21 protein-coding genes are annotated in these 20,993 nt (G+C 47.3%); 7 read left to right on the top strand and 14 right to left on the bottom strand.

All coding sequences use genetic code 11. From position 1 onward, the window contains the following. Positions 1-50: 50 nt before the first annotated feature. The 9 genes from QUB63_RS02270 to QUB63_RS02230 form a co-directional block, all read right to left on the bottom strand. The gene (locus tag QUB63_RS02270) at positions 51-365 is read right to left on the bottom strand and encodes a hypothetical protein (protein ID WP_332943148.1); all 315 of its coding nucleotides are present in this window, start codon (positions 363-365) and stop codon (positions 51-53) included. A 47-nt stretch (positions 366-412) separates the two neighbouring features. Then, entirely contained in the window at positions 413-3,271 is a 2,859-nt protein-coding gene (locus tag QUB63_RS02265) for a DUF3854 domain-containing protein (RefSeq protein ID WP_332943147.1), read from the bottom strand. Positions 3,272-3,405: 134 nt separating this feature from the next. Further along, positions 3,406-3,795, bottom strand: a complete 390-nt coding sequence (locus QUB63_RS02260; protein ID WP_332943146.1) for a hypothetical protein — start codon at positions 3,793-3,795, stop codon at positions 3,406-3,408. Between the two features lie 227 nt (positions 3,796-4,022). Continuing rightward, positions 4,023-4,574 (bottom strand): hypothetical protein, encoded by a 552-nt coding sequence (locus tag QUB63_RS02255; protein WP_332943145.1) that lies wholly within the window; start codon positions 4,572-4,574, stop codon positions 4,023-4,025. Beyond that, positions 4,565-4,828, bottom strand: a complete 264-nt coding sequence (locus tag QUB63_RS02250) for a hypothetical protein (RefSeq protein WP_332943144.1) — start codon at positions 4,826-4,828, stop codon at positions 4,565-4,567. The genes QUB63_RS02255 and QUB63_RS02250 overlap by 10 nt, the downstream gene beginning before the upstream one ends. Positions 4,829-5,015: 187 nt before the next feature. Continuing rightward, a complete protein-coding gene (locus QUB63_RS02245; protein ID WP_332943143.1) occupies positions 5,016-5,525 on the bottom strand; it encodes a hypothetical protein in 510 nt (169 codons plus the stop codon). Continuing rightward, the gene (locus QUB63_RS02240; protein ID WP_332943142.1) at positions 5,525-5,920 is read right to left on the bottom strand and encodes a hypothetical protein; all 396 of its coding nucleotides are present in this window, start codon (positions 5,918-5,920) and stop codon (positions 5,525-5,527) included. Before QUB63_RS02240 ends, QUB63_RS02245 begins: the two co-directional genes overlap by 1 nt. Beyond that, the gene (locus QUB63_RS02235; RefSeq protein ID WP_332943140.1) at positions 5,913-6,266 is read right to left on the bottom strand and encodes a hypothetical protein; all 354 of its coding nucleotides are present in this window, start codon (positions 6,264-6,266) and stop codon (positions 5,913-5,915) included. The genes QUB63_RS02240 and QUB63_RS02235 overlap by 8 nt, the downstream gene beginning before the upstream one ends. A 194-nt stretch (positions 6,267-6,460) precedes the next feature. Beyond that, positions 6,461-7,660 carry a tyrosine-type recombinase/integrase gene (locus QUB63_RS02230; protein WP_332943138.1) on the bottom strand — a complete coding sequence of 400 codons (1,200 nt, stop codon included), beginning with the start codon at positions 7,658-7,660 and terminating at the stop codon, positions 6,461-6,463. Positions 7,661-8,248: 588 nt separating this feature from the next. On the opposite strand from QUB63_RS02230, the gene QUB63_RS02225 reads away from it, so the two are divergent. Together QUB63_RS02225 and QUB63_RS02220 are read left to right on the top strand one after the other, a co-directional pair. Continuing rightward, positions 8,249-8,965, top strand: a complete 717-nt coding sequence (locus QUB63_RS02225; RefSeq protein WP_332943137.1) for an actin-binding WH2 domain-containing protein — start codon at positions 8,249-8,251, stop codon at positions 8,963-8,965. Between the two features lie 29 nt (positions 8,966-8,994). After that, positions 8,995-9,705, top strand: a complete 711-nt coding sequence (locus tag QUB63_RS02220; RefSeq protein ID WP_332943136.1) for a hypothetical protein — start codon at positions 8,995-8,997, stop codon at positions 9,703-9,705. Between the two features lie 228 nt (positions 9,706-9,933). On the opposite strand, the gene mutS is transcribed toward QUB63_RS02220, so the two are convergent. Beyond that, positions 9,934-12,561, bottom strand: coding sequence for a DNA mismatch repair protein MutS (gene mutS, locus QUB63_RS02215; protein WP_332943266.1), 2,628 nt, complete (start codon positions 12,559-12,561; stop codon positions 9,934-9,936). Positions 12,562-13,140: 579 nt separating this feature from the next. Between mutS and QUB63_RS02210 the strand changes: the two genes are divergently transcribed. From QUB63_RS02210 to QUB63_RS02195, 4 genes are all read left to right on the top strand, one after another. After that, the gene (locus tag QUB63_RS02210) at positions 13,141-14,307 is read left to right on the top strand and encodes a zinc-dependent alcohol dehydrogenase (protein WP_332943135.1); all 1,167 of its coding nucleotides are present in this window, start codon (positions 13,141-13,143) and stop codon (positions 14,305-14,307) included. Between the two features lie 27 nt (positions 14,308-14,334). Further along, a complete protein-coding gene (locus QUB63_RS02205; RefSeq protein WP_332943134.1) occupies positions 14,335-14,544 on the top strand; it encodes an acetyltransferase in 210 nt (69 codons plus the stop codon). Between the two features lie 956 nt (positions 14,545-15,500). Next, the gene (locus QUB63_RS02200; protein ID WP_332943133.1) at positions 15,501-16,355 is read left to right on the top strand and encodes a manganese catalase family protein; all 855 of its coding nucleotides are present in this window, start codon (positions 15,501-15,503) and stop codon (positions 16,353-16,355) included. A 237-nt stretch (positions 16,356-16,592) separates the two neighbouring features. Continuing rightward, positions 16,593-17,273 carry an HAD family hydrolase gene (locus QUB63_RS02195; RefSeq protein ID WP_332943132.1) on the top strand — a complete coding sequence of 227 codons (681 nt, stop codon included), beginning with the start codon at positions 16,593-16,595 and terminating at the stop codon, positions 17,271-17,273. 142 nt (positions 17,274-17,415) lie between these two features. On the opposite strand, the gene QUB63_RS02190 is transcribed toward QUB63_RS02195, so the two are convergent. The 4 genes from QUB63_RS02190 to QUB63_RS02175 all read right to left on the bottom strand — a co-directional run bounded on the left by QUB63_RS02190 (position 17,416) and on the right by QUB63_RS02175 (position 20,019). Beyond that, positions 17,416-17,718 (bottom strand): helix-turn-helix domain-containing protein, encoded by a 303-nt coding sequence (locus QUB63_RS02190; protein WP_332943131.1) that lies wholly within the window; start codon positions 17,716-17,718, stop codon positions 17,416-17,418. 527 nt (positions 17,719-18,245) lie between these two features. After that, a complete protein-coding gene (gene cas2, locus QUB63_RS02185; protein ID WP_332943130.1) occupies positions 18,246-18,524 on the bottom strand; it encodes a CRISPR-associated endonuclease Cas2 in 279 nt (92 codons plus the stop codon). A gap of 81 nt (positions 18,525-18,605) precedes the next feature. Then, positions 18,606-19,598: a CRISPR-associated endonuclease Cas1 gene (gene cas1 / locus QUB63_RS02180; protein ID WP_332943129.1), complete on the bottom strand. Its 993-nt coding sequence runs from the start codon at positions 19,596-19,598 to the stop codon at positions 18,606-18,608. 214 nt (positions 19,599-19,812) lie between these two features. Next, positions 19,813-20,019: a hypothetical protein gene (locus QUB63_RS02175; RefSeq protein WP_332943128.1), complete on the bottom strand. Its 207-nt coding sequence runs from the start codon at positions 20,017-20,019 to the stop codon at positions 19,813-19,815. A gap of 46 nt (positions 20,020-20,065) precedes the next feature. On the opposite strand from QUB63_RS02175, the gene QUB63_RS02170 reads away from it, so the two are divergent. Next, entirely contained in the window at positions 20,066-20,857 is a 792-nt protein-coding gene (locus QUB63_RS02170) for a hypothetical protein (RefSeq protein ID WP_332943127.1), read from the top strand. The last annotated feature ends 136 nt before the right edge of the window (positions 20,858-20,993 follow it).

Genomic DNA, 20,993 nt, shown 5'->3' with positions numbered 1-20,993 from the left:
AATCCCCCAATTAAGGGGGGTAGTAATTCAGTGACGGCCGTGGACGGTAGCTAGATTTTCCGCAGGTTACACAACAGAGCAAAGAGTATCCGTCCACTCTTCATCCCCGCTCGCTCTTCCCAATCCACCATACAGCGGTTACTGCTTACAATCTTCACAATGCAACCGTGCCAGTAGTAAGACTCTTCACTTGGATTACTACCGGCGACCCTATCACCGACCTGAAAAACCTTAAAGGGAAATGGAATGCCTAAAACCTCTGCTACCTTTCGCTGTTCTTCTTCAGATAATTTAAGAATGAGTTCTGCCATTTCTGTCAGAGTTACCCCATCCTCGACTAAACTTGCCATTTCAGAATCATTCATCAAAACTACCTTCATATCAGAATTGAGCTGTCAGCTAATCACTCTTCCTAATCAACGATGTGTTCCAAATCCTCTGGTTTAAGCCATGTGGTAAGCCTCCCGTCAGGTTTTAGACAAGTAATTTCTTTGTACTTATTAATCGAATCCACCACCAACTCTAGACCCGCGTATTGTTCGGCGCACTCTGACCCGACGTAGCGTACTCGAAGACCTTTCTTGGCAGGTACACTCCTAGGGCGGGGCGGTGTATCTGACTGTTCCGGCTGAGCTTGAAGTTGATTGAGTATTTTTACCATATTCTCACGCTCGCTTTGTGGCTGTTTTGAGAACCATTGCAAAAATTCTGTAAAAAGTGAAGATTCATCGCAAGGATAGCAAGGTTGGCTCTGGGTAAGCTTTTCATCGCAAGTGTCATCGCAAGGATAGCAAGGTTGGCTCTGGGTAAGCTTTTCATCGCAAGTGTCATCGCAAGGATAGCAAGGTTGGCTCTGGGTAAGCTTTTCATCGCAAGTGTCATCGCAAGTCCCTTGACTTGACACTTGCGATGAAACCCGCTCTACGCAAGAACCTTGCGATACTTGCGATGAATTTACACTTTGCTCAGGATTTGCAAACTTCAAGCCAGAAATGAATTTGTTACCGTAACGCTCTTGAGTATCAACCCGTCGCTCAATCTTGGGAAATAACTCCTTCAAGCGCACATACAAGTCTTGAGACTTCTTGACCGGCTTGTCATAAGTAGATTCGCCCTCCCACGATTTCTTAGATGCTTTGCCAGAGTCATCGACGGTCAGCCACCCGTTTTCTAAATACCAGCCCTCCAAAATTTTATAGAGGTCGCCAATGTAGACCTTACCTGACGGGTCGTATTCAAGCCCAACCTCGCGGGCAAACTGCCACAAGTGCCGACTTTCCTCCTGAGCTTCCCGCATCGCCTCACGGGTTGCCTTGTAGTCAATACCCTCAGCCAACAGCAGCGGCATCCGTTCCAACATCTTGTTGAGCATCGCCGGCGCAATCCGCTCCAGAATAAAGTCTGGGTCATCCTTAAAACGCGGGTCAGCTTCTAACTCTCCCTGAGACGCCACAGCGCCGCGCTTGTAAGTTTTCTTAAAGCTCAGAATGCCGTAACGGTCATCAATAGCAGCCGTCCCCCCGGTGATAGACGGTAGTTTGTTGCAGTTGGCTAAAAAGATGGCCGTTGGCTTGTACTCGTAGCTGTCTTTACCCTTGCGCTCAATTTCTATCGGGTCGCCAGTAATAAACTGCTTGAGGCTTTGTATTGTGTCGAGACTGACGTTTGGCGCGTTCTCAGAAGCCCAGTTGCAGACTGCGCCCTCAATAGTTGCCAGCGCAAATTTCCGCCCGCCGTCGTAGGACTTGAAATCTGATAGCGACTTCCCGGTCATCCCCTGGCCAAAGACAACGCTCAACACAGCTCGCAGCGTATCCTTGCCGTTAGACCCTTCGCCGTAACACAACAAACCTTTGACTCCCTTGCCAGTCAGCTTTGACCGCACCAGTTTCAAATTCAACGGAGCAGCAGCAGTCCGCAGGAATATCTCGCGCTGTGCCGGCTCAAGACACTCCAACAGGCGATCGCAATCAGCGCTATCAACATCAGGGTCATACTTACTCCCAACGTAGGTATAGACCTGGTTAGGGTCATGTGACACAAGCGAGTGAGAGCCATCTGGATTAATCCTCACTACCCCGTTAGAACAGTTCAAACCGTCAGGATTGATGGTGTTTGGGTCGACCGCATTCCGATTCACAACCCAATTGAAAACCTCAGCGACGTTACTAGACTTGGCTCGGTTGTTGACCCAAACACCCTTTACCTTTTCCGCGTAGGTATTGAGCCAGTCACCGATACGACGCTTTTCCTCGGGTTCTGATTGCAGTTCGTAGTGACTGCCGACATAGCGATAAAGCTGACCTCCAATAGATTTCCAATGACCGTCTGAGTAAAGTGCAGCCTCTGCCTTCTGTACGAAGTTTTGCAGTGCAGTTGGCGCGGTGTCTGGTATGTAGTCGTTTTCACTACTGTCATACTTCTGGCATACTACATCTTCTCGCGTGCGCGGGTGAGGAGTTAAAGAAATATTAGGAGTTGAAGTGTCATTTTTGCGATCGCCTTTCTTAAGCTGTTTTTCCCACTTGGCTAGAGTTGGCGCGCTCGCAGAGGCCTCCTTAAATGCCTCACCGCCATTAGCCTTGATGAAATCATCCATCCCTTTGAATTGGGTATCCCAAACAGTGATGCGTACCTCACACCCGCGCTCAGCCAACAAGCTGCCAAACTTCAAAATGGCTGCACGGCAAGATGGGTTGGCCGCATAGTCGGAGTCAAAGTCTATGTAGTGGACGGTTCCGGGTTCAGCCCACTCTTTCACGAAGGGTGCTAGCTCCCCATCCTTACCCCAGTTCCATACCCCTGTTAAAGCAATGACGGCTAGACAGAGGCTCAATCCAGCCCCGGCTTTTTTAACTCCCTCTGTCCAGTGGCGCGGGATAGACTTGTCGGCATGAACTTTTGACCAATAATCTTTATCTGGCATCGCCAGGAAGATTGCGTCAGGCTCCATACCACTACCTGTGAGGTATTTGCGCGGCTTAGAGCCTTCGGGCTGGTGCGGTCTGTCTGGTTTGCATTGACCGTAGCGATTCCCCATCCGCGTACCTGTCCGCCAGTTAACGCCACGACAAGCCCATCCCCCGGTTTTGATAGGTTCCTTGGGTCGGATACGCTCGTTGAGTTCTTTGACGGTCAGCGATTCGATGTTGAGAGAGGCGATCGCTTCTGATACGGCTGAGCCTTCAACCCATTCAGTCAGGTGCTTGCGGATGCAAGGATTAAATTTTGGAAATGCAGAATTTTCCCCAGTGGGGTATGATGTATTCACGAGTTTACGGCTCACCGCCTGGTGAGTGTGAATCCAAAAGCCGTTGCGGTCAGGTCTCAATTGAAAGCAGCGGTTTTTGGCGTTTATAGTTTTTGGAAAATTCAAGAAGGCATAGGAGAGACCGCCCCGCGCGCTTAGATTGCGGGTGCGATTAGGCTGTCGTTGCGAGCACAGCCACCTACTTCAACATCGGGAAGCGGCACAAAACCCTTGGACGAGCCTCTGTAGAGTTCGCAACACAGCATCTCTACATTTGGTGCTAGCGCTGCAAGTTTGGCAAAAATTTCTTCGAGTGTTCCGGTTCTCGCTCGATGAACAATATCGGCAAAAGTGTATGCAAGACTTAGCTTCACGCCGAAAGAAGCAAAAACAAGTTTTCTGAGCGCCCAAGAAATTACTTTCCAAAACTCTGGATTTTTGAATGAGCATTTCCGTTGGTTTGCCCACACTTCTGCCAAGGACTCGCCCTTAACGCGACAAGCCCAATACTGCCTGATTTGTTCTTTACTTTCGTTAAAGTCCATCGTTTGATTTTAGCGGCAAACCGCCATCTGATGTGTCTAAAAACAGGGTGCTAGAGGTGTTACCTGCGATCACGGAACATTTAAATGTTCCTTGACAACTGACAACACCTGAAACACCCATCCAGAGAGGCTTCCAAAGGTACGCTGCGATCTCGGGAAACTTAAGGATCGTTGTGACACTTGTAACCTCAAAACAGCCTCTAAAAATGACCGCTAAAAATCGAGTGTTAACCCTCACCGACTAAGCGTTTATACTCAGCCTCAGCAGCCTTGTATTTGGGACTGCCACCCTTCGACACGCCCCACAACTCAAGAATGATTTTGGCTTTGCCATAGCCACGGGCCTTGAGTTGCATGATGCGTTCTGCGAGTTCCAGTTCTGCCTCGGTTAACTGGGATTGTTCCGAACGTTCTGTAGGTTCTGAATCACTACAAGTCAGTGCTAGCGCTCTTTCTAGGCGTTCGACTTCCTCAGAACGTTCGGAACCGTTCAGGATTTGTTCCGCTTCCTGCTGTCGCTGCTGCTGACTGACATAAACCGAGGTTGAAATTTCATCCATAACATCAGCGGTGATTGCCCGCTCCTTAATCACCTCAATTTCACCTTGCTCAGACAGTTTGCGAGCGATACTACCAGCCTTCATAGCACAGGCAATTCCCGCACACAAACTCACGCCTTGGACTGCTTTGTGCCAGCTTACTTTTTTATCCAGCGCGCTCAAAGGAGCCAGCCACAGCGCCACGGCTGACGCGCTCAAAACAAACATTTTTAGGTGCATACAAACACCCCCAAACCAATCAGCAACACAGCCAAACTGCTAACCAAAAGTGCCTGCAACTGGGTGACTGAAATCTTTAGCAGTTGGCTCAGGGAGTAATCCAGCAACCAACACATGACCCAAGCGACTGCGATTGCTGCTAGTAAAAAAGCGATCGCTCTAAATGCCATCGGATGCAAACTCGCTACCCATCCCAGAAAGGAGGAAGCGATGCACCCGGCAACAAAGTAATTTGCCAAGGACATCGCTCTCATTAGTCTTTCTCCTCTTCCAAGGAAACAAAGAAGTCGGAGGAAGCAGTGCAGCGCGGGCAATTTTCGCCAAGCCTGCGAGGTCGCCTCTCTGCGGTGATTTCGTTTCGAGTGGCATCGACTTCAATTACCCGCCACACATTTATATGGTCATAGCGAGGTCGCACAAAGCCCCATAGTTGATGAGTCATCAGTTCGCCCCCGTCAGCTTAGCTGTGATGGCATCAATGCGAATGCGGGCGTCACTATCAGCTTTGTCGATACCCAACCCAAGGCGGGCGTAACCCGGGCGCAACCCGTGCAGCTTTTTCGCCAAACTGGCATTGCCACCGACTTTTTTGAGTTCGTTCTCAGCAACCGCCCCCTCGTATTTCCGGTGGAGCTTATGCACTGTTGCATCGGCTTCTTCGATTTGAGTTAAAGCTTTGTAGCCCCGCTTGGTATGCCGAGCGCCCTCAACTTTTTCTTTTGCAAGTTCTTTAGCTGCGTCTGCTTCTTCCCTTGAAAAGTAGCGCGGGCTAGGTACAACGGGTACAGAACGGATGCTGGAAAACTTGCCTGGATTGAGCGGGGTGATGACACCAGGGGCGGTTGGTTGTAAGACTTTGGATTTGTCGATCGCATGGCCGCCTTCATTGGTAGCAGCTAAGTTCCCAGCAGCAGTTTTGTCGCCGCCAAAAAGTCGCAGTTGTAAGCTCATTATTTTTGTCCTATTTGAATGGTGATGCGGATAGGGGATGGTAGGAATTTAAGGGGATTGTATTGCCACACGGAAGTCAGCAACACAAACAGTCCGACTGATGCAAAGGTCAATGCGATGAGTTGAGAAAAATCAACCCACTCTAGGAAGTTAATAGGTTTATGACTGTCAACAGCGCTGTTGACGCAAATGTCTACAGGTTCAATACTCGAACAGTTATTGATTGTGGCAAGGTAGGAGTCACCGTTAATACCGTGCGCTCTTAACAGTTTTTGCCAGGTGTCGGTCTTACTGAGTTTGCCGAAAAGGCGGGCGTCAGAGTTGGTGAAGCCGAGGTCAAATGCGACTGTTTTGAGTTGGTCTATGCGACGGAAACTGATAGCGGGTTTAGTCATTTGACCTCCTCAAATCGCCACCAATTACCAGGTGTCCGTCAAAACAGGGGTACGGGAAATCCGGGTCTTGTCCCTTGTACCAGTCAATAAGATAAGCCCAGGTCTCCTGACGGGGATGCCAGCAGATACCCACGACTTCACCAAATTCGACGCGATCTTTGTCGAACTCGTCAACCCAGTGGTCAGAAACTTTCTCCCCAATAAGAAACTCAGGTTTGGGAAGGTTGGCGAGAATTGCTGGCGATCGCACGTAGCGAGCTAAGCTTGTCCAGCGAATAGAACTCTTAGCGCGAGATTGCGTTAAGAGTTGCGATCGTCCGTCAAGACAATCGTCTGAAAATGTCATAATTATTCGGCTCCAAGCGTTGGCTATAAACGGTTGGGGAAGTCGTGACTTGGTTAGCATTGCAAGTGCTAGTCAGTCGCGCATCAATCTTCCTTAGTTACTCACGATTACAGGTTTGCACTCACTTGTCAATGGGTGCGACTGTAAAGTTTTGTTTCGCAAAAGTTGTCCACAGAATCAACATATTAACAGTATCAAAGCGGGCGTAAATGCTCCAAAATCTTGCCGTCTAAATACACAGCATTAATCACTTTCTCCGACGTATCGCACCACTTAGCAACCACCGCACTCGGCACACCTTTGCCTACCTGTTCGCTGATGAAAGTATCCCGACAAGAGTAAGGCGTAGTCGTCTTACAATCCTGTTGATGTTGGCGGGTGCTTTCAGTAATCGGGTCAACCAACTTATGCCACACCTGCTTAGTGAAATTGTTATAGTTAATCGCCCCACCCTTAATAGGTGACGGAAAAACCAATCTGTCTTTATCAGTCAGATTTTGTGGCTTAATACTTTTCAACAACTGAACCAGTTCTTCATTGCAGGGAAATTTACGTCGCTTGTTGTTTTTACTGCCGTCAACCCTTGTCTCCTTACCGCTTGGGTGCTGTATACTCCCGTTGAACACAATGTGAGAAAAGTCAGGAGCAATATCACCCCACCTCAGCCCCACAGCTTCCGAGGGACGGCATCCAGTCAGCAGCCAGAACTGCACCATAGGGTAGTAAAAACAAAACTTTTGCCCGGTTTCTCCCCTCCCGTTCCACGTCCCTCTGTGATTCCTAAAAGCTTCCAATACCAGCTCTTTTTCTTGAGCAGTAAAAGCATTTGGTTCGGGGTCGCTTTCCCAGTTGTGCTTGGGCAATTCGGTAGCCATTCCTTCAAACGGCGACGCAGTTAAACCTTTCACAATTTTGAACTTAATACCCCACTTCACGGCTGCATTTAGGTGAGTCAAAATTCGTTTTGTCATGCTGTTAGTGGTATCCTCCAGCAACCAAGCACGTACCTGCAAAGCACTGTCCTCTGACAGAGGCTGGTAAGGACAGCGGTCAATATAACTCTGAATGCCCGTCACCATGTAGTTAAACGTTGTTGTCTTGAGTGTTGGCTTTTTGAACTCCAAGTATTTACAGAACAACTGAGTCAGCGTCAGTTCTGGCTTAGGCTTGATAGTTTCAATAACGGTCAAGTGAGCCTGGGGCTTGTACTTTTTGAGTGTGGGGTCAAACCGCTCAAACTTGATATCTGACTCAATCAACTGCGCTTTAGCTTCTGCCAGTTCCCAGTTTTCAGGGGTATCCGCTAAGTTTAAGTACATATACTTACGGTTGCCGTCGTAAAGTTGTCTGGGTAATTGCAGTCGCAGCCTACCGTTATAAGTTTGAACAACCACCGATCCTTTCTTTGCTCTGCTAGGGGGATTAGTCATCTTGTCCACCAATTTCGATGACGATATGATAGCGAGTTTGGATACAAATTGGATACAAATTGGATACAAATTTTTTTAGTCGAGTTTTCAACCCAAGTTAGAACCCTTGACCTGTATAACAATATAGTTAATTCCCCGGTTGCCTTCCAAGCTAACTATGCGGGTTCGATTCCCGCTGCCCGCTTACTCAGATAAAGACCTCAAATAAACGAGAAATCAAGGGTTTGAGGCTTTTTTTTGCCCAGAATACGGGCGCTAGGGGGGTTAGGTTGACTAGAAATTGACTACGAAATGACTACGAAATGACCAAATTGAGTATCCAGTGAGTATCAAATGACTACCGATCGCCCTTTTTGGAGACAATTTGGAGACAAATGAATACAAATTGAATACAAAGCATACCTGTACTGAGTTTTAGCCGTTGAGCTTTGCAAGGAACTCTAAAAATCACTTCTTCTACATCTGGGCTGGTGGCGAGCTGGGTGCAAGAATAATTGGTTAACATAGAGTGCCCTGATTTGGCAAGATTGTCGATCGAACTCAGCTTGAGTTATGACTGATTCGGAGTCGCATCAGTCACAAGGAGAACCCGTGAAATATTTTTCAGTAGTAATGTATTTGCTGCGGGAACGGCAACAATTTCTCGAAGAAATTCGCGAAGGCGTCAAGCTCAAATCGAAAATTTTTGGTTTGTTAATTTCCAGTACCATATTTTTTGGGATTTACGGAGCAATATTAGGTGCATCAAGTACGTGGATGCAATGTCTGGTTTCAGCAATCAAGTTGCCAGCACTTTACTTGCTGACGCTGATTATCTGCTTTCCCACACTATACTTTTTTAATGTCATGTTTGGTTCAAAACGAACTTTTGAACAGTATTTGACATTGTTGATGACAGCGATGGCGATGATTAGCGTTTTGCTGTTTGGATTTGCACCTGTCAGCCTGTTTTTTCTGATCAGCAGTACCAATTACAATTTTTATCTGCTGCTGAATGTTGCTATCATGGCAATCACAGGATTTTTGGGGGTAAATTTCATTTATCAAGGAATGCACTTTATGTCCGAACAAGATGCCGAAGGCAAAGACATCAGGCTAAATATTTTGCGGTTCTGGTTGGGACTTTATGCGTTTGTGGGCAGTCAGTTGGGATGGACGCTGAGACCGTTTTTTGGTGCGCCCGGAAAAGCTTTTCAACTGTTCCGAGGCCGAGACAGCAATTTTTATCTGAGTCTGTGGGATTCAATTAGGTCTCTGGGAGGATTTTAATTAATGCCAATTTAAGGAGATTAGCCATAGTGATACAAGCGGATTTGGATGAGTTGAGAATTCCTGAAAAGGAGTTGGAAGATTTCAGCGGAATAGCTTTGAGCGACGGTTTTGCAGGGAATTTTTATCGCCCTGCTACACTCCGGGACGGCAAAAAGCTGTTTGCTCTTTTGTTGCATGAGTTGCTGATATTTTGCGTGACGCTTGTTGTGTCGCTGCCTGTTGCTTTGCTGGTCAATAAACATCAAGTTAGTTCAGTTAGCGATGCTGAGATATTTGTCCGGGTTTTACAAATAACTTTGGGTTTGTCCCTGGCGATTACTGTTGCTTGGAATGTCTATCAATGGGTGAAGGCAAAGCCTCTGGGAACGCTGGCGGGTCTGCTGGATGAAGTTGATAAATATCATGAGGTGATTCAGGCTTTAGATATTATCGATCGCCTAACGGCTGCTGGCAACTTACAAGCCAATTTAATTAATCGACAAGATGCAATTGAGGCCTTAAAAATTACTAGGGAAAGTTTAGTCTGTGCTTTGAAAACAGAAAGGATTCTCAGGGAAAATCAGAAATTTATTGGTCGCCGTTACGAGTTATTTACTAATATTGAGAGTAATTTGGCGGCTCTGATGGCGCTGGATGTGAGCGATCGGGCGACTGAATACGGGCGGTTGCTAAATGAGGCTCTGGAGATTGGGATGAGCGTGCACAAAGAGGTGAGAAAGTTGCAAAATGGCAAATGAATTTAAATTACAGGTTCGTAATAAGGACTTTAGTCCTTCAGGTTCGTAGTGAGGACTTTAGTCCTTCCATCAGAGTCTTAAATGACAAGTTAGCAGTCAGGTTTGTAGTGAGGACTTTAGTCCTTCCATCAGAGTTTTAAATGACAGGTTCGCAGTCAGAACTTTAGCCCTTAAATCTGAGTTATGAAGGACTAAAGTCCTTACTACGAACCTTTTTTAGGAAAAATTTTAATCATCAAAGATATCCAATTGTTGTCCCTCCGACTCTATTTTGCCCTCTTTCTTAACACCCTTTCGCAGCCCGATCGCAATTTTGCTATGTTTCTCAATCTGCTTCATCACCTGTCTCGCCCTGTCAATCACCGACGGCGGCAAACCCGCTAATCGGCCCGCTTCAATTCCGTAAGACTTATCAGCACCGCCGGGGTGAACTTCGTGCAAAAATACGATTTGATCTGGTAATTCCTTCACCGTCACCTGATAATTAGCCACATTATCCAAAATAGAAGCTAACTCGTTCAATTCGTGATAGTGAGTCGCAAAAATCGTCCGCGCCCGAATCTCGCTTGCTAAATATTCTGCCACAGACCAAGCAATCGAAAGCCCGTCAAACGTCGCCGTTCCCCTGCCAATTTCATCTAACAACACCAATGATTTCGGCGTCGCGTGATTGAGAATATTTGCAGTTTCGTTCATTTCCACCATAAATGTAGACTGGCCTGTTGCTAAATCGTCCACGGCGCCGACGCGGGTAAAAATGCGATCGCAAATTCCCAAAGTCGCAGCCTTCGCCGGCACAAAACTGCCCATCTGAGCCATTAACTGAATCAAACCCACCTGTCGCAAATAACAACTCTTCCCGCTAGCATTCGGCCCAGTTAAAATAATTAAATCAGGGCGACTTAGCGCTGCTTCCCGACCCAAAAAAGCCGAATTAGGGACAAAAAATCCCGGCGGTAAAGACTTTTCTACCACCGGATGACAACCCTCAATAATTTTAATTTCCCGACTTTCTGTCATCATCGGGCGACAGTAATCTTGATAAACCGCTATTTCCGCCAAACCGCACAAAACATCCGCCGCCGCCACCGCGCGGGAAACGTTGCGAATAATTTCCGCGTGCTCTCCTACCTCCGATCGCACTTTCGCAAAAATATCGTATTCCAACTGATTTAAATCTTCCCGCGCCGTCAGAATTCGCACTTCTCTTTCTTTTAATTCTTCAGTGCTGTAGCGTTCTTCATTGGTGAGAGTTTGCTTGCGGGTGTAGTCGTTCGGTACTTGGTCAACTTTCGATTTGGTAATGCTGATGTAATAGCCGAAAGCTTTATTGTAGCCTACTTTTAAATTAGAAATTCCCGTGCGTTTCCGTTCGTTGGTCTCTAAATTGGCAATCCAATCTTGGTCTCCTGATGCAGTTTGGCGCATCTCATCAAGCATGGCATTAATGCCCGATCGAATCAAGCCTCCTTCTTTTAAATGAATCGGCGGTTCGTCAACTAAATGAGCGTGAATTTTAGTTGCTAATTCTTCTAGAAGTGGCGGGACATTTTGCAGCGCTTTTAAATAGGGCGATATCCCTTGAGTTGCGATCGCGGCTAATTCCGGCAGTTTCGAGAGAGAATCAGCTAAAGCGACCAAATCTCGGGCGCTAGCGCTTCCAGAACCGGCGCGCCCTGTCAGTCTTTCGATGTCGTAAATTTGGCGCAGCAACTGCTGCAAATCTTGGCGCAGCGGATTGTTTTCTACTAATTCTTGAATCGTGTCGTGGCGGGCGCAAATGCCTTTAATGTTGAGCAAAGGTTGCAGCGCCCAGCGGCGCAAAGCGCGGCCTCCCATAGCGGTGCTGGTTTTGTCTATAGCCCACAGCAGCGAACCGTGAAAAACTCCATCTCTCACCGTTTGAGTAATTTCGAGATTGCGGCGGGTTTGATAGTCGAGTATCAGAAAATCGGTGAGAGTGTAAGTGTGCAATCTTTGCAAAGCAACTGCTTTTTCTTTTTGAGTTTCTTCGAGATATTGCAGCAAACCGCCGGCGGCGCGCACTGCGAGGGAAAGGTGCCCGCATCCCATGCCTTCGAGCGATCGCACTTTGAACTTTTGCAGGATTCTCTGTTTTGCTTCGGACAAAGTAAACGGGATTTGCGATCGCAAAGAATAGCAAAACGAATTCGGCAAACAATCGGGTAAATGCTCGGATTCCTCTCCCGGCCTCAACATCGTCACCAAATCCGGCGCATTAGTCGGAACCAGCACTTCCGAAGGTTGCAAGCGCAGCAATTCTAGGGTTAATTGTTCTAAACTGTCGGCTTGAGTAGTGACGAATTCTCCCGTAGAAATATCAGTATAAGCCAATCCCCAATGTTCCCCAGCGATGACGACTGCTGCTAAAAAATTATTTTGTCTGGGTTTGAGCATTCCGTCATCCGTCAAGGTTCCAGGAGTGAGAATGCGGGTAATTTCGCGCTTGACTTGGCGGCCTTCGCGGGTGGCGATCGAGGCATCTTCAACTTGGTCGCAAACTACCACAGCATAGCCTTTTTCTACTAACATTGCAGTGTAGCGATCGAGGGCGTGGTGCGGCACTCCTGTCATCGGCACTCGGCCGATTTCTTTGCCGCTTTCTTTGCTAGTACAAACAAGTTCTAATTCCCGCGAAATAGTCACTGCGTCTAGAAAAAAACACTCAAAGAAATCTCCGACTCGAAATAATAAAAGTGCGTGGGGATACTGTTCTTTCACTTCCACATACCGCTGCATCATCGGCGTCAGCTTGGTGAATTCTAGTAGGCGGTGGTCGGCATTGGGGATGTTGGCTTGATTGGGGTCTGTTGGGGTAGATGCAGTGTAAGGCATAAAAGGCGATCGATAAACTTTAATCTTTAACAACTTTAGCGCAAGCTCGGCTTTTAGCTATAACTAATGATACAATTTTTGACGATTAATCCTCCTCCAGCAGGGTGCGTGATTCTCCTGATGCGGAGTTATGTAGGGTGCGTGACTCTCAAGAAAATGCTGACCCAGTTTTGAGAGATACGAAAGTCGCGCGCAATAATAAAGTTATGTAGCGTGCGTAACTCTCAATATGCGGGCGGGGTGTTGAGCAATGCGAAAGTCGCGCACCCTACTCGCGTTGTGTAGTGAGAGAGGATCGAGTGCCGATCGCCAAAAACAACCTCAGCCATGCCGCTGTTAGCTGTTAACTGTTAACAGAAAAACGCGAAATCTCCTCCTATTTACTCTGGGGATAAGCTCTACATTTTTTCTTATTGAAAACAGCCGAAAGATAGATTTATAAATTATACCTCGGATAGAGAGCGGGATCATTTTATGTGGATAGAATTAAAAACATCCGAGCGACTAATTGATAGGCGGAGTAAATTTAAGATTTAGAATCAAAAATCTGCTAGTAGTTAACTAGAGGAGAACAAAATAATGAAAGCTCTTTGCTGGCACGGAGCAAATGACGTGCGAGTTGATAATGTACCCGACCCAACAATTATCAATCCGCGCGATGCGATAGTGAAAATCACGTCGACAGCAATCTGCGGCTCGGATTTGCACCTCTACGATGGCTTCATCCCGACAATGCAATCGGGCGACATCATGGGGCACGAATTCATGGGGGAAGTAGTCGAACTCGGCAGCCAAGTCAAGAACTTAAAAAAGGGCGATCGCGTTGTCATTCCTTTTACGATTTCTTGCGGCAGTTGCTTCTTTTGCAATCAGGATTTGTGGTCGCTGTGCGACAACTCCAACCCCAATGCTGGGCTGGCTGAAAAAATATACGGTCATTCGCCGGCGGGACTGTTTGGCTACTCGCATTTAACGGGTGGCTATGCAGGAGGTCAAGCAGAATACGCGCGGGTTCCGTTTGCAGATGTCGGCCCTTTGAAAATTCCTGACGGACTTTCTGACGAGCAAGTATTGTTCCTCACTGATATCTTTCCGACTGGTTACATGGCTGCGGAAAACTGCGACATTAAACCGGGGGATACTGTTGCTGTTTGGGGATGCGGACCTGTCGGACAATTTGCGATCAGAAGCGCGTTTATGCTGGGGGCCGATCGAGTAATTGCGATCGACAGAGTACCGGAACGCTTGCAAATGGCGGCTGCGGCCAAAGCTGAAATCATCAACTACGAAGAAATGGACGCCGGGGAAGCAGTCACCGAAATGACGGGCGGACGCGGGCCAGACTCCTGCATTGACGCGGTGGGTATGGAAGCCCACGGTACCGGCCTCGATGCTTTGTACGACAAAGCTAAGCAAGCTGTGCGCTTGGAGAGCGATCGGCCTACAGCGCTGCGACAAGTGATTCTCGCGTGTCGCAAAGGCGGCACAGTGTCAATTCCCGGCGTTTACGGCGGCTTCGTTGACAAGGTTCCCTTGGGTGCAGCTTTCAACAAAGGCTTGACCATGAAAATGGGACAGACGCACGTTCACCGCTATTTGCGGCCTTTGCTCGATCGCGTTCAAAAAGGCGAAATTGACCCGTCATTCGTGATTACGCACCGCATGAAATTGGATGAAGCGCCCCACGCTTACGAGATTTTCAAACAGAAAAAAGACAACTGCATCAAAGTTGTCCTCAAACCCTAACTCCCATTCACCCTTCAAGGAGAAACTATGCTTTTACAAGAAAAAGAATCCGGCGACTTGATAGAAATCCTCGATGTAGATGCTTTAATCAGCCCTACAAAAACAGAGGTACCGGGCCGCAGTCAAGCAGGGCAAGAGGAGCAAGAGCCGGCTACTTTTGAGAAGGTAAATTTGGTGTTTCCTTCCGGCGAAGTGCTGCCGCGCTGCTGGACTGAGGAAAATTATCAAACTCATTAATTCCCGATAATTCCCTAGCCCCTCTTAACAAAGGGGGGACTGGAAGCTAGGGGTAGGGACAGGGCACAGATCATTGGTGTCAACTTAAGCTTTTAGTCCGCCTGTCCTCCCGCCCACCCGTTAGTCCGCTCTTAGAATGAATTCCCCCTCTTATAGCTAAAGTCCTCGCTATGAGGACTAATGAGTTCTTCAGTCCTCTTTGAGAGGACTTTCGCTCCATCGGCAGGGGTTTCAACAAGAGCCGGACTATGGGTTGTACGTTAAGTTGACACTCCTTGGGCAAAGATGTGTCAGCTCAAGCCAAAAAACCGATCTCATACCATTTTTCTAAAGATGTGCTATGGATGAAGTCTTAGCCCCCCCGATGCTTTGGGGGGGTTGGGGGGGGTAATATCTAGCGGTACTTTATGAAATTGGTATCAGACAGGGGTTAAAACCCCTGCGAGACGGGGAATTTGACCTTTTTTTTGACACCTGGAGGACGCGGCACCGTGTTTCTCAAAATATAATGCAATACGCGATTGTTAACGCTTTTTTTGTCCTTGCGTTCCTCAAGCAAAGCAATCGAGCGTATCTGTTTTTCACTCTCGTTTTGCCGACCGGACTCTATAATCCAAAGCGTACTGAAATATAATGCAATACGCGATTGTTAGGAGTTGTCCGAAGAGAGGAACGCTCTTTGAAGCGAGCTATACATAAAAGCAATCGCAGAGTCTATTTTTCACATGGTTTGGCCTTGAGAATAATCTTAACCCAAGCGTACTGAAATATAAGCTGCGACCGACAAAATTTAATACAGTTCTTAGTGCGCGGGCGCGAGAAATTGCATTAAACTAAAGTGATAAAAACAACCGGGTTTGATTTAATTTATTTATGACTAAAAGCAGATCCCCCTCGGTAGGTGGCAGCGTTACAACTAATGAAAGTTGACCCAAAAACGCTGGTAGGAATTCCCGATGTTTTATCACAAGAAGCCACTACAGTATTACAAAAGACCAGAAAAGCCTGATGCCGTTTACGCCAAGAAAATACAAGAATTAATTGGCGGTACATTTGGCGAAATGACCGTGATGATGCAGTACCTATTTCAAGGTTGGAACTGCCGAGGCCCTGCCAAATATCGCGATATGCTGCTTGATGTCGGTACAGAAGAAATCGGGCATATCGAGATGCTAGCAACTATGATTGCTCACTTGTTAGATAAAGCTCCTGTATCTATGCAAGAAGAAGGTTTCAAGGATGCTGTGGTGGGTGCTGTGATGGGGGGAAACAGCCCGCGAGATGCGATCGCCGACAGCATGAATCCCCAGCACGCAATTGTATCCGGTTTGGGCGCGCTTCCTAGCGACAGCGTAGGCTATCCTTGGAACGGCCGTTATATCGTTGCTAGCGGCAATCTTTTAGCAGATTTTCGCTCGAATTTGCACGCCGAATCCCAAGGAAGATTGCAGGCTGTGCGGATGTATGAAATGTCAAACGATCCGGGCGTAAAAGACACCCTGAGTTTTATGATCGCCCGCGACACGATGCACCAAAATTTGTGGCTGGCGGCGATCGAAGATTTAGAAAGTTCCGGAATGGAAACAACCCCCGTTCCGAGCTCCTTCCCGCAGGAGTTGGAAAAATCAGAATTTGCTTATCAGTTTTGGAATCATTCTGAAGGTTCCGAAAGTAGCGAGGGACGCTGGGCGAAAGGCAAATCAATGGACGGCAAAGGCGAGTTTGAATATGTAGCCAATCCCCAACCGTTAGGGCCAGAACCAGTACCGCCCCCGCCCGAACCAAAATTGCACGGCACTGGCATGAAATAGCCACTCCAAAAGTTAATAGTAAGGTGGGCAGTCCCCGATTGACTAATTAAGTAATTAAGGACTAAAGTCCTTACTACTAACCTAAGAAAAAACTAAAGTTCTTACTACTAACCACAGGTTCGTAGTAAGAACTTTACTCGCTGATTGGCTAATTAATTAGTTAACAACGGAAGTCCTTAGTACAGTCCTTAGTACAAACCAGGTTTGGGCAAAAAGTTTAATAAGAGCAAATAACTTATGAAATTGCAAGCAGTAATTCTCGATATTGACGGTACTCTGACGCTCAGCAATGACGCCCACGCTCAAGCTTGGGTAGAGGCATTTGCGGCCTACGGCTACGAGGTGCCGTTCGAGAAAGTTCGCCCGCTAATTGGCATGGGAGGCGACAAAGTTATACCCAAAATGGTATCAGGACTTTCCGACGAAGCAGGCGACGGGAAAAAGATTGCACAGCGCCGCAAAGAACTGATTATTAACCGCTTTGCTCCCGAACTTTCTCCAACCCCCGGTTCGCGGGATTTGCTGTTAAAAATGCAGCAAGAAGGATTGCGGCTAATTATTGCTACTTCAGCTAGCAGCGAAGAACTTTCTCCGCTGCTGAAAGCTGCACAAGTTGACGATTTGCTCGACGAAGCGGCGACATCTAGCGATGCGGAAGCTTCTAAACCGGAACCGGATATTGTGGAAGCCGCTTTGAGCAAGTTGCAGATGGAAGCGAGTCAGACTGTGATGTTAGCTGATACTCCTTACGACATCGAAGCTGCGGGCAAGTGCGGGGTGCCAGTAATTGCTTTTCGGTGCGGAGGTTTCGATGATGCTTCGCTGGCAAATGCTGCGGCAATTTACGATCACCCTGCTGATTTGTTGGCGCATTATGACGATTCTATTTTAGGGAAAAAGGAGTTGGTAGCGAGTTGAAGAAATAGAACTATTTAAGGAGACATCTTTTGGTTCTTAAGTTCGTAGTTGCGCTTGGGCGCCCTCTTTAGCGCTCAAGCGCAACTACAAACTTGTTTTTACTGTGAACTTTTGAGTAAAAACAGGTCAAAATGCTCTTGACTTATTGCTCTGCGCGACATAGCAGGTTCCACAGGATCTCGCCTATTTCTTCAAAATGCTCTAGCAAAAAATCCATCAGAGCTAAATTTCGCAAATCAGCGGGAGTAGGGCGCCGGTAGTGGCGGCCTTTTTTAAACCACCCTTTAACTGTCGAGATCGATCGGCAGCAAATTTCCGCCATTTGCTCGTAAGTCACATCCCATTTCCCGTAGAATTTCTGAGGAGTCATCCCTAATTGGCACTGACTGTAAAGAGCAATTAACCGCAATTCTCGCTCTTCAATTTTTCGCGGGGTATTCGCCATCAGAATTATCCCTTTTTTTGCAAAGTTAATGGGAAGTCAGATTAGTTACCAAAATCTCTCTCTCTGCCGTATAGTTCCAGTAGAACCTCAACGCCATTGAAGCTGAAGACCCCCAAATATCTCCGGTTTTTTGCTTGTATCGGTGGGTTCTCAAACTTCTGTAGCTAGGCCCTTCTGACTCTAATAATTTGAAAGCTTTTTCGTACTGCTTTCGGGCTGGGAGGGGAAGAAAACTCAGTTTTTTGGTGACTTGTTTGGTGAAAGCAAGCTGAAATTTTGGGGTTCGACATGACATAAAATCTTGCCCCTTTCTCGATTGTTTTCATTCGGTTGTAATGTAGGGCTCGCCTGGGATTACTAAGGGTTGGCATTGAACTCTCGATCCCCCCTAACCCCCCTTAAAAAGGGGAGTAGGGGGTGGGACAAGAGCATTCTCTTTCGTCCCCCGGGAGGGGGATTTAGGGGGATCTAGACTCGGCTACAAACGAGATATAAACAGGGTTTCAGTCTTAAGTTGACACCTGCGATTAGACGATAAAAACAGAATCGTCGATCGCAAATTCCGGCTCAGTTCCCAATATCTTGACCTGGTAGCGGCTGTTAGCAGGTAAAGGATAAAAACGCAGTTGGTCTTGTTTTGCGTCGAGCAGATTTGACAGTTTTTTTTGCAGATTATCGTACTGATTTTGATTCAGCACGGCTTCAAAAACGGATTTCTGGACTCGCATTCCGAAAGCTTCTAAAAGCTTTGAAACTTTAGTTCGCCGCCTGTCATCTGCAATGTCGTAGCAAATTAGGTAAAACATCACTCAACCTGTAGATTTGATCCTTCAGTCCGCGTCGGCGGACGAAAGTTTGTATAGACGCGGTTTCAACCGCCGAATCATCTATTTCCAAAGCAGCGGCCGATAAACATCCCGTTCACCTTTCACGCAAGCCAGATATTCTTTGACTTGCAATTCCAAACAGTGACGGTAGCTGACTTTTCCGGCATATAAATGCGCGGCGAAAGTCTGCAACTTCGTTTCCCAATGCAATAAGAACTCTCGCAGCGCTTCGGGATGCAAATACAGTCCTCCCCGTTCGTCTGGCGGGAAAAAATCTCCGATTGTTATGCAATTTTGATTGACTAAATCCGCGACTAATGCTTCTACGATCGGCGCGCGAAATTGCTCCATTAAATCGCAGACTAAAGGTGTGTGATTAAAGCAGGTATGGTGCAAGTTGCCGAAGTCTGGATTCAGCCCGAATTTTTGCACGCAGGCGTGAAGGTTTTGACTCAATAAGGCGTATCCTAGATTCAGCAGGCTGTTAATTCGATCGCCCGCTAAATCAGCCGATCGCCCTTTGAAATTGAACGCTTCCGGCAGCAGGTAGCTGAATGCTTGATAATAAATCCGGGCGGCTTTGACTTCAAATTGCCAGAAGCCTTTCCGAGTAGTGGCTGCGGGCAGCGCTTCCAGCAAATAAGCCAGACAGTCAACGGCTTTGCAAACAATTCGGAGGTGGCGGCGGCTGTTTAATTGCATTAGCAAAACGCGGGAATTGTGCAGTTTTGCTCGCAGCAAACTTTCGACGATCGCCAGTTGAAATTCACCATCGCCAAAGCACTGTTTTTGGCGGCTTAAGTGCAGGCATTTCCCCGCCTCGTGCAATCGCGCGACATAACGCCCGCCGTCGGCAATGAATCCTACCGGAATGCCGCGGGCGATCGCGCATTTAATTGCCGGCCCAGTGATGTCGCACCAGTCGAACAAGATGATTTGTTTGACTTTCACTGCCGCCATTTCGCAGCAGAGTTTTTCGAGAAAAAAGACTTGAAAGCGATCGGCCTCTAAATGCACGATCGAACCGGGCTCAGTAGCGTATAATGTAATCATGGATTCTTTGGCAAGAAGTGAAACATCAACAGCTCAAAGGTTGATAGTTTTGACCTTTGGCTGTCGTTAGAATCCATATTTGCAGGGGGGTAAGTTTGTTCCAGCCCCCGTATCTGAGGGTGTTACGTGCGTTCCTGCGCGTCTTGAAAAATTGGGTGCGATCGACATCTTTCACCGATACCAAAAACCTGTAGGGGCGGGTTCACCAATAGCTTTAAAAGATACCCAAAAACTCAAAAACCCGCCCCCAAAGAGCGCCATCGTCTAGAAGATTGATATTGGTGCCTGATGAAAGCTGTACTGGACTTTCACCAAGATCGGGAACGAGTTCTTCAGCTTGTGAAGCGATAAATATATTCCCTTCGTCCAATTTCCCCAAAATTATTAGCTTACTCCCTCCGTCCAAAGAAAAATTAGCCATTGAAAATATTGTTGCCCCCCGAACTGCTCCAGAATTTGCAGCATTTATGGGATTAACAGTGTTGAGTAGCTTGCTGACAGCGGGCAGTATATACGGAGGAGTAGGTATAGCAGTTATCGGTTTTATCTGGTGGCGGGTCGATCGCGCCCGCGCCAAAGCCCGCGCTCAAAGGTTGTACAGCGATTTAGCAATCTCCGTGGACAAAGAAGCGCCTACAGGAGTTAAAGGTTTAATCCTGTTACTCAGTCCCTATTCGCCCCAGGCCAAAGAACTGAAAAATCAAGAGACGATCGCCCCTTTGATTGATGCTGTCATCAACGGCGAGATCGGCAAACTGACTCAAGCAGACTTCGATCGGCTAGACTTGTTGAATTCCAATCTTTTTCCCCAAATTAAAGCGGTAGAATTTCATGCAAAACGGGAAAAACTGCGAGATATTTGGCTGATCAGCACCGCAAGCTACCAGACAAAGGAAGGTAAAAAAGTTAAAGGTTCCGAAGACTCGGCACTAATTCTCAGTCAATACCTGCGCTTTCTCTACGGAAAAAGCCTTGATATTAACTCGGAGGGATTATCAGTCAGAGATTACGATTATCAGGGATTGTGGCGGCTGGCAGAGCAAATTTTCCGCGATTCGGGATACAAAGATGAGGTGATAGTGGCCGATATTACCGGCGGCACAAAAATGATGAGCGTGGCTTTGGGTATGGCTTGCATTCCCCCAAAACGCCGAATGCAATACATGGATTCGCAGCGGGACTGGGAAGGAAATCCCGTGTCGGCTGGGGATATGCAGCCGATCGTAATTGATGTTGACCCGATTCTGTATTCGAGTTAATTTCTGTAATTAACTTGTAGGGTGCGTCAGTCAGCCCTTGTAGGGACACGGCACCGTGCCCATAGGTGACAACTTAACGTCAAACCGATAGTCCGGCAGGGGTTGAAACCCCTGCCTCAAAGCTAAAGTCCTCTTA

Source organism: Microcoleus sp. ARI1-B5 (assembly GCF_036705795.1).
Lineage (GTDB): Bacteria > Cyanobacteriota > Cyanobacteriia > Cyanobacteriales > Microcoleaceae > Microcoleus.
Note: the sequence above shows the minus strand (reverse complement) of the source record. Positions and strands in the feature narration are given on the sequence as shown.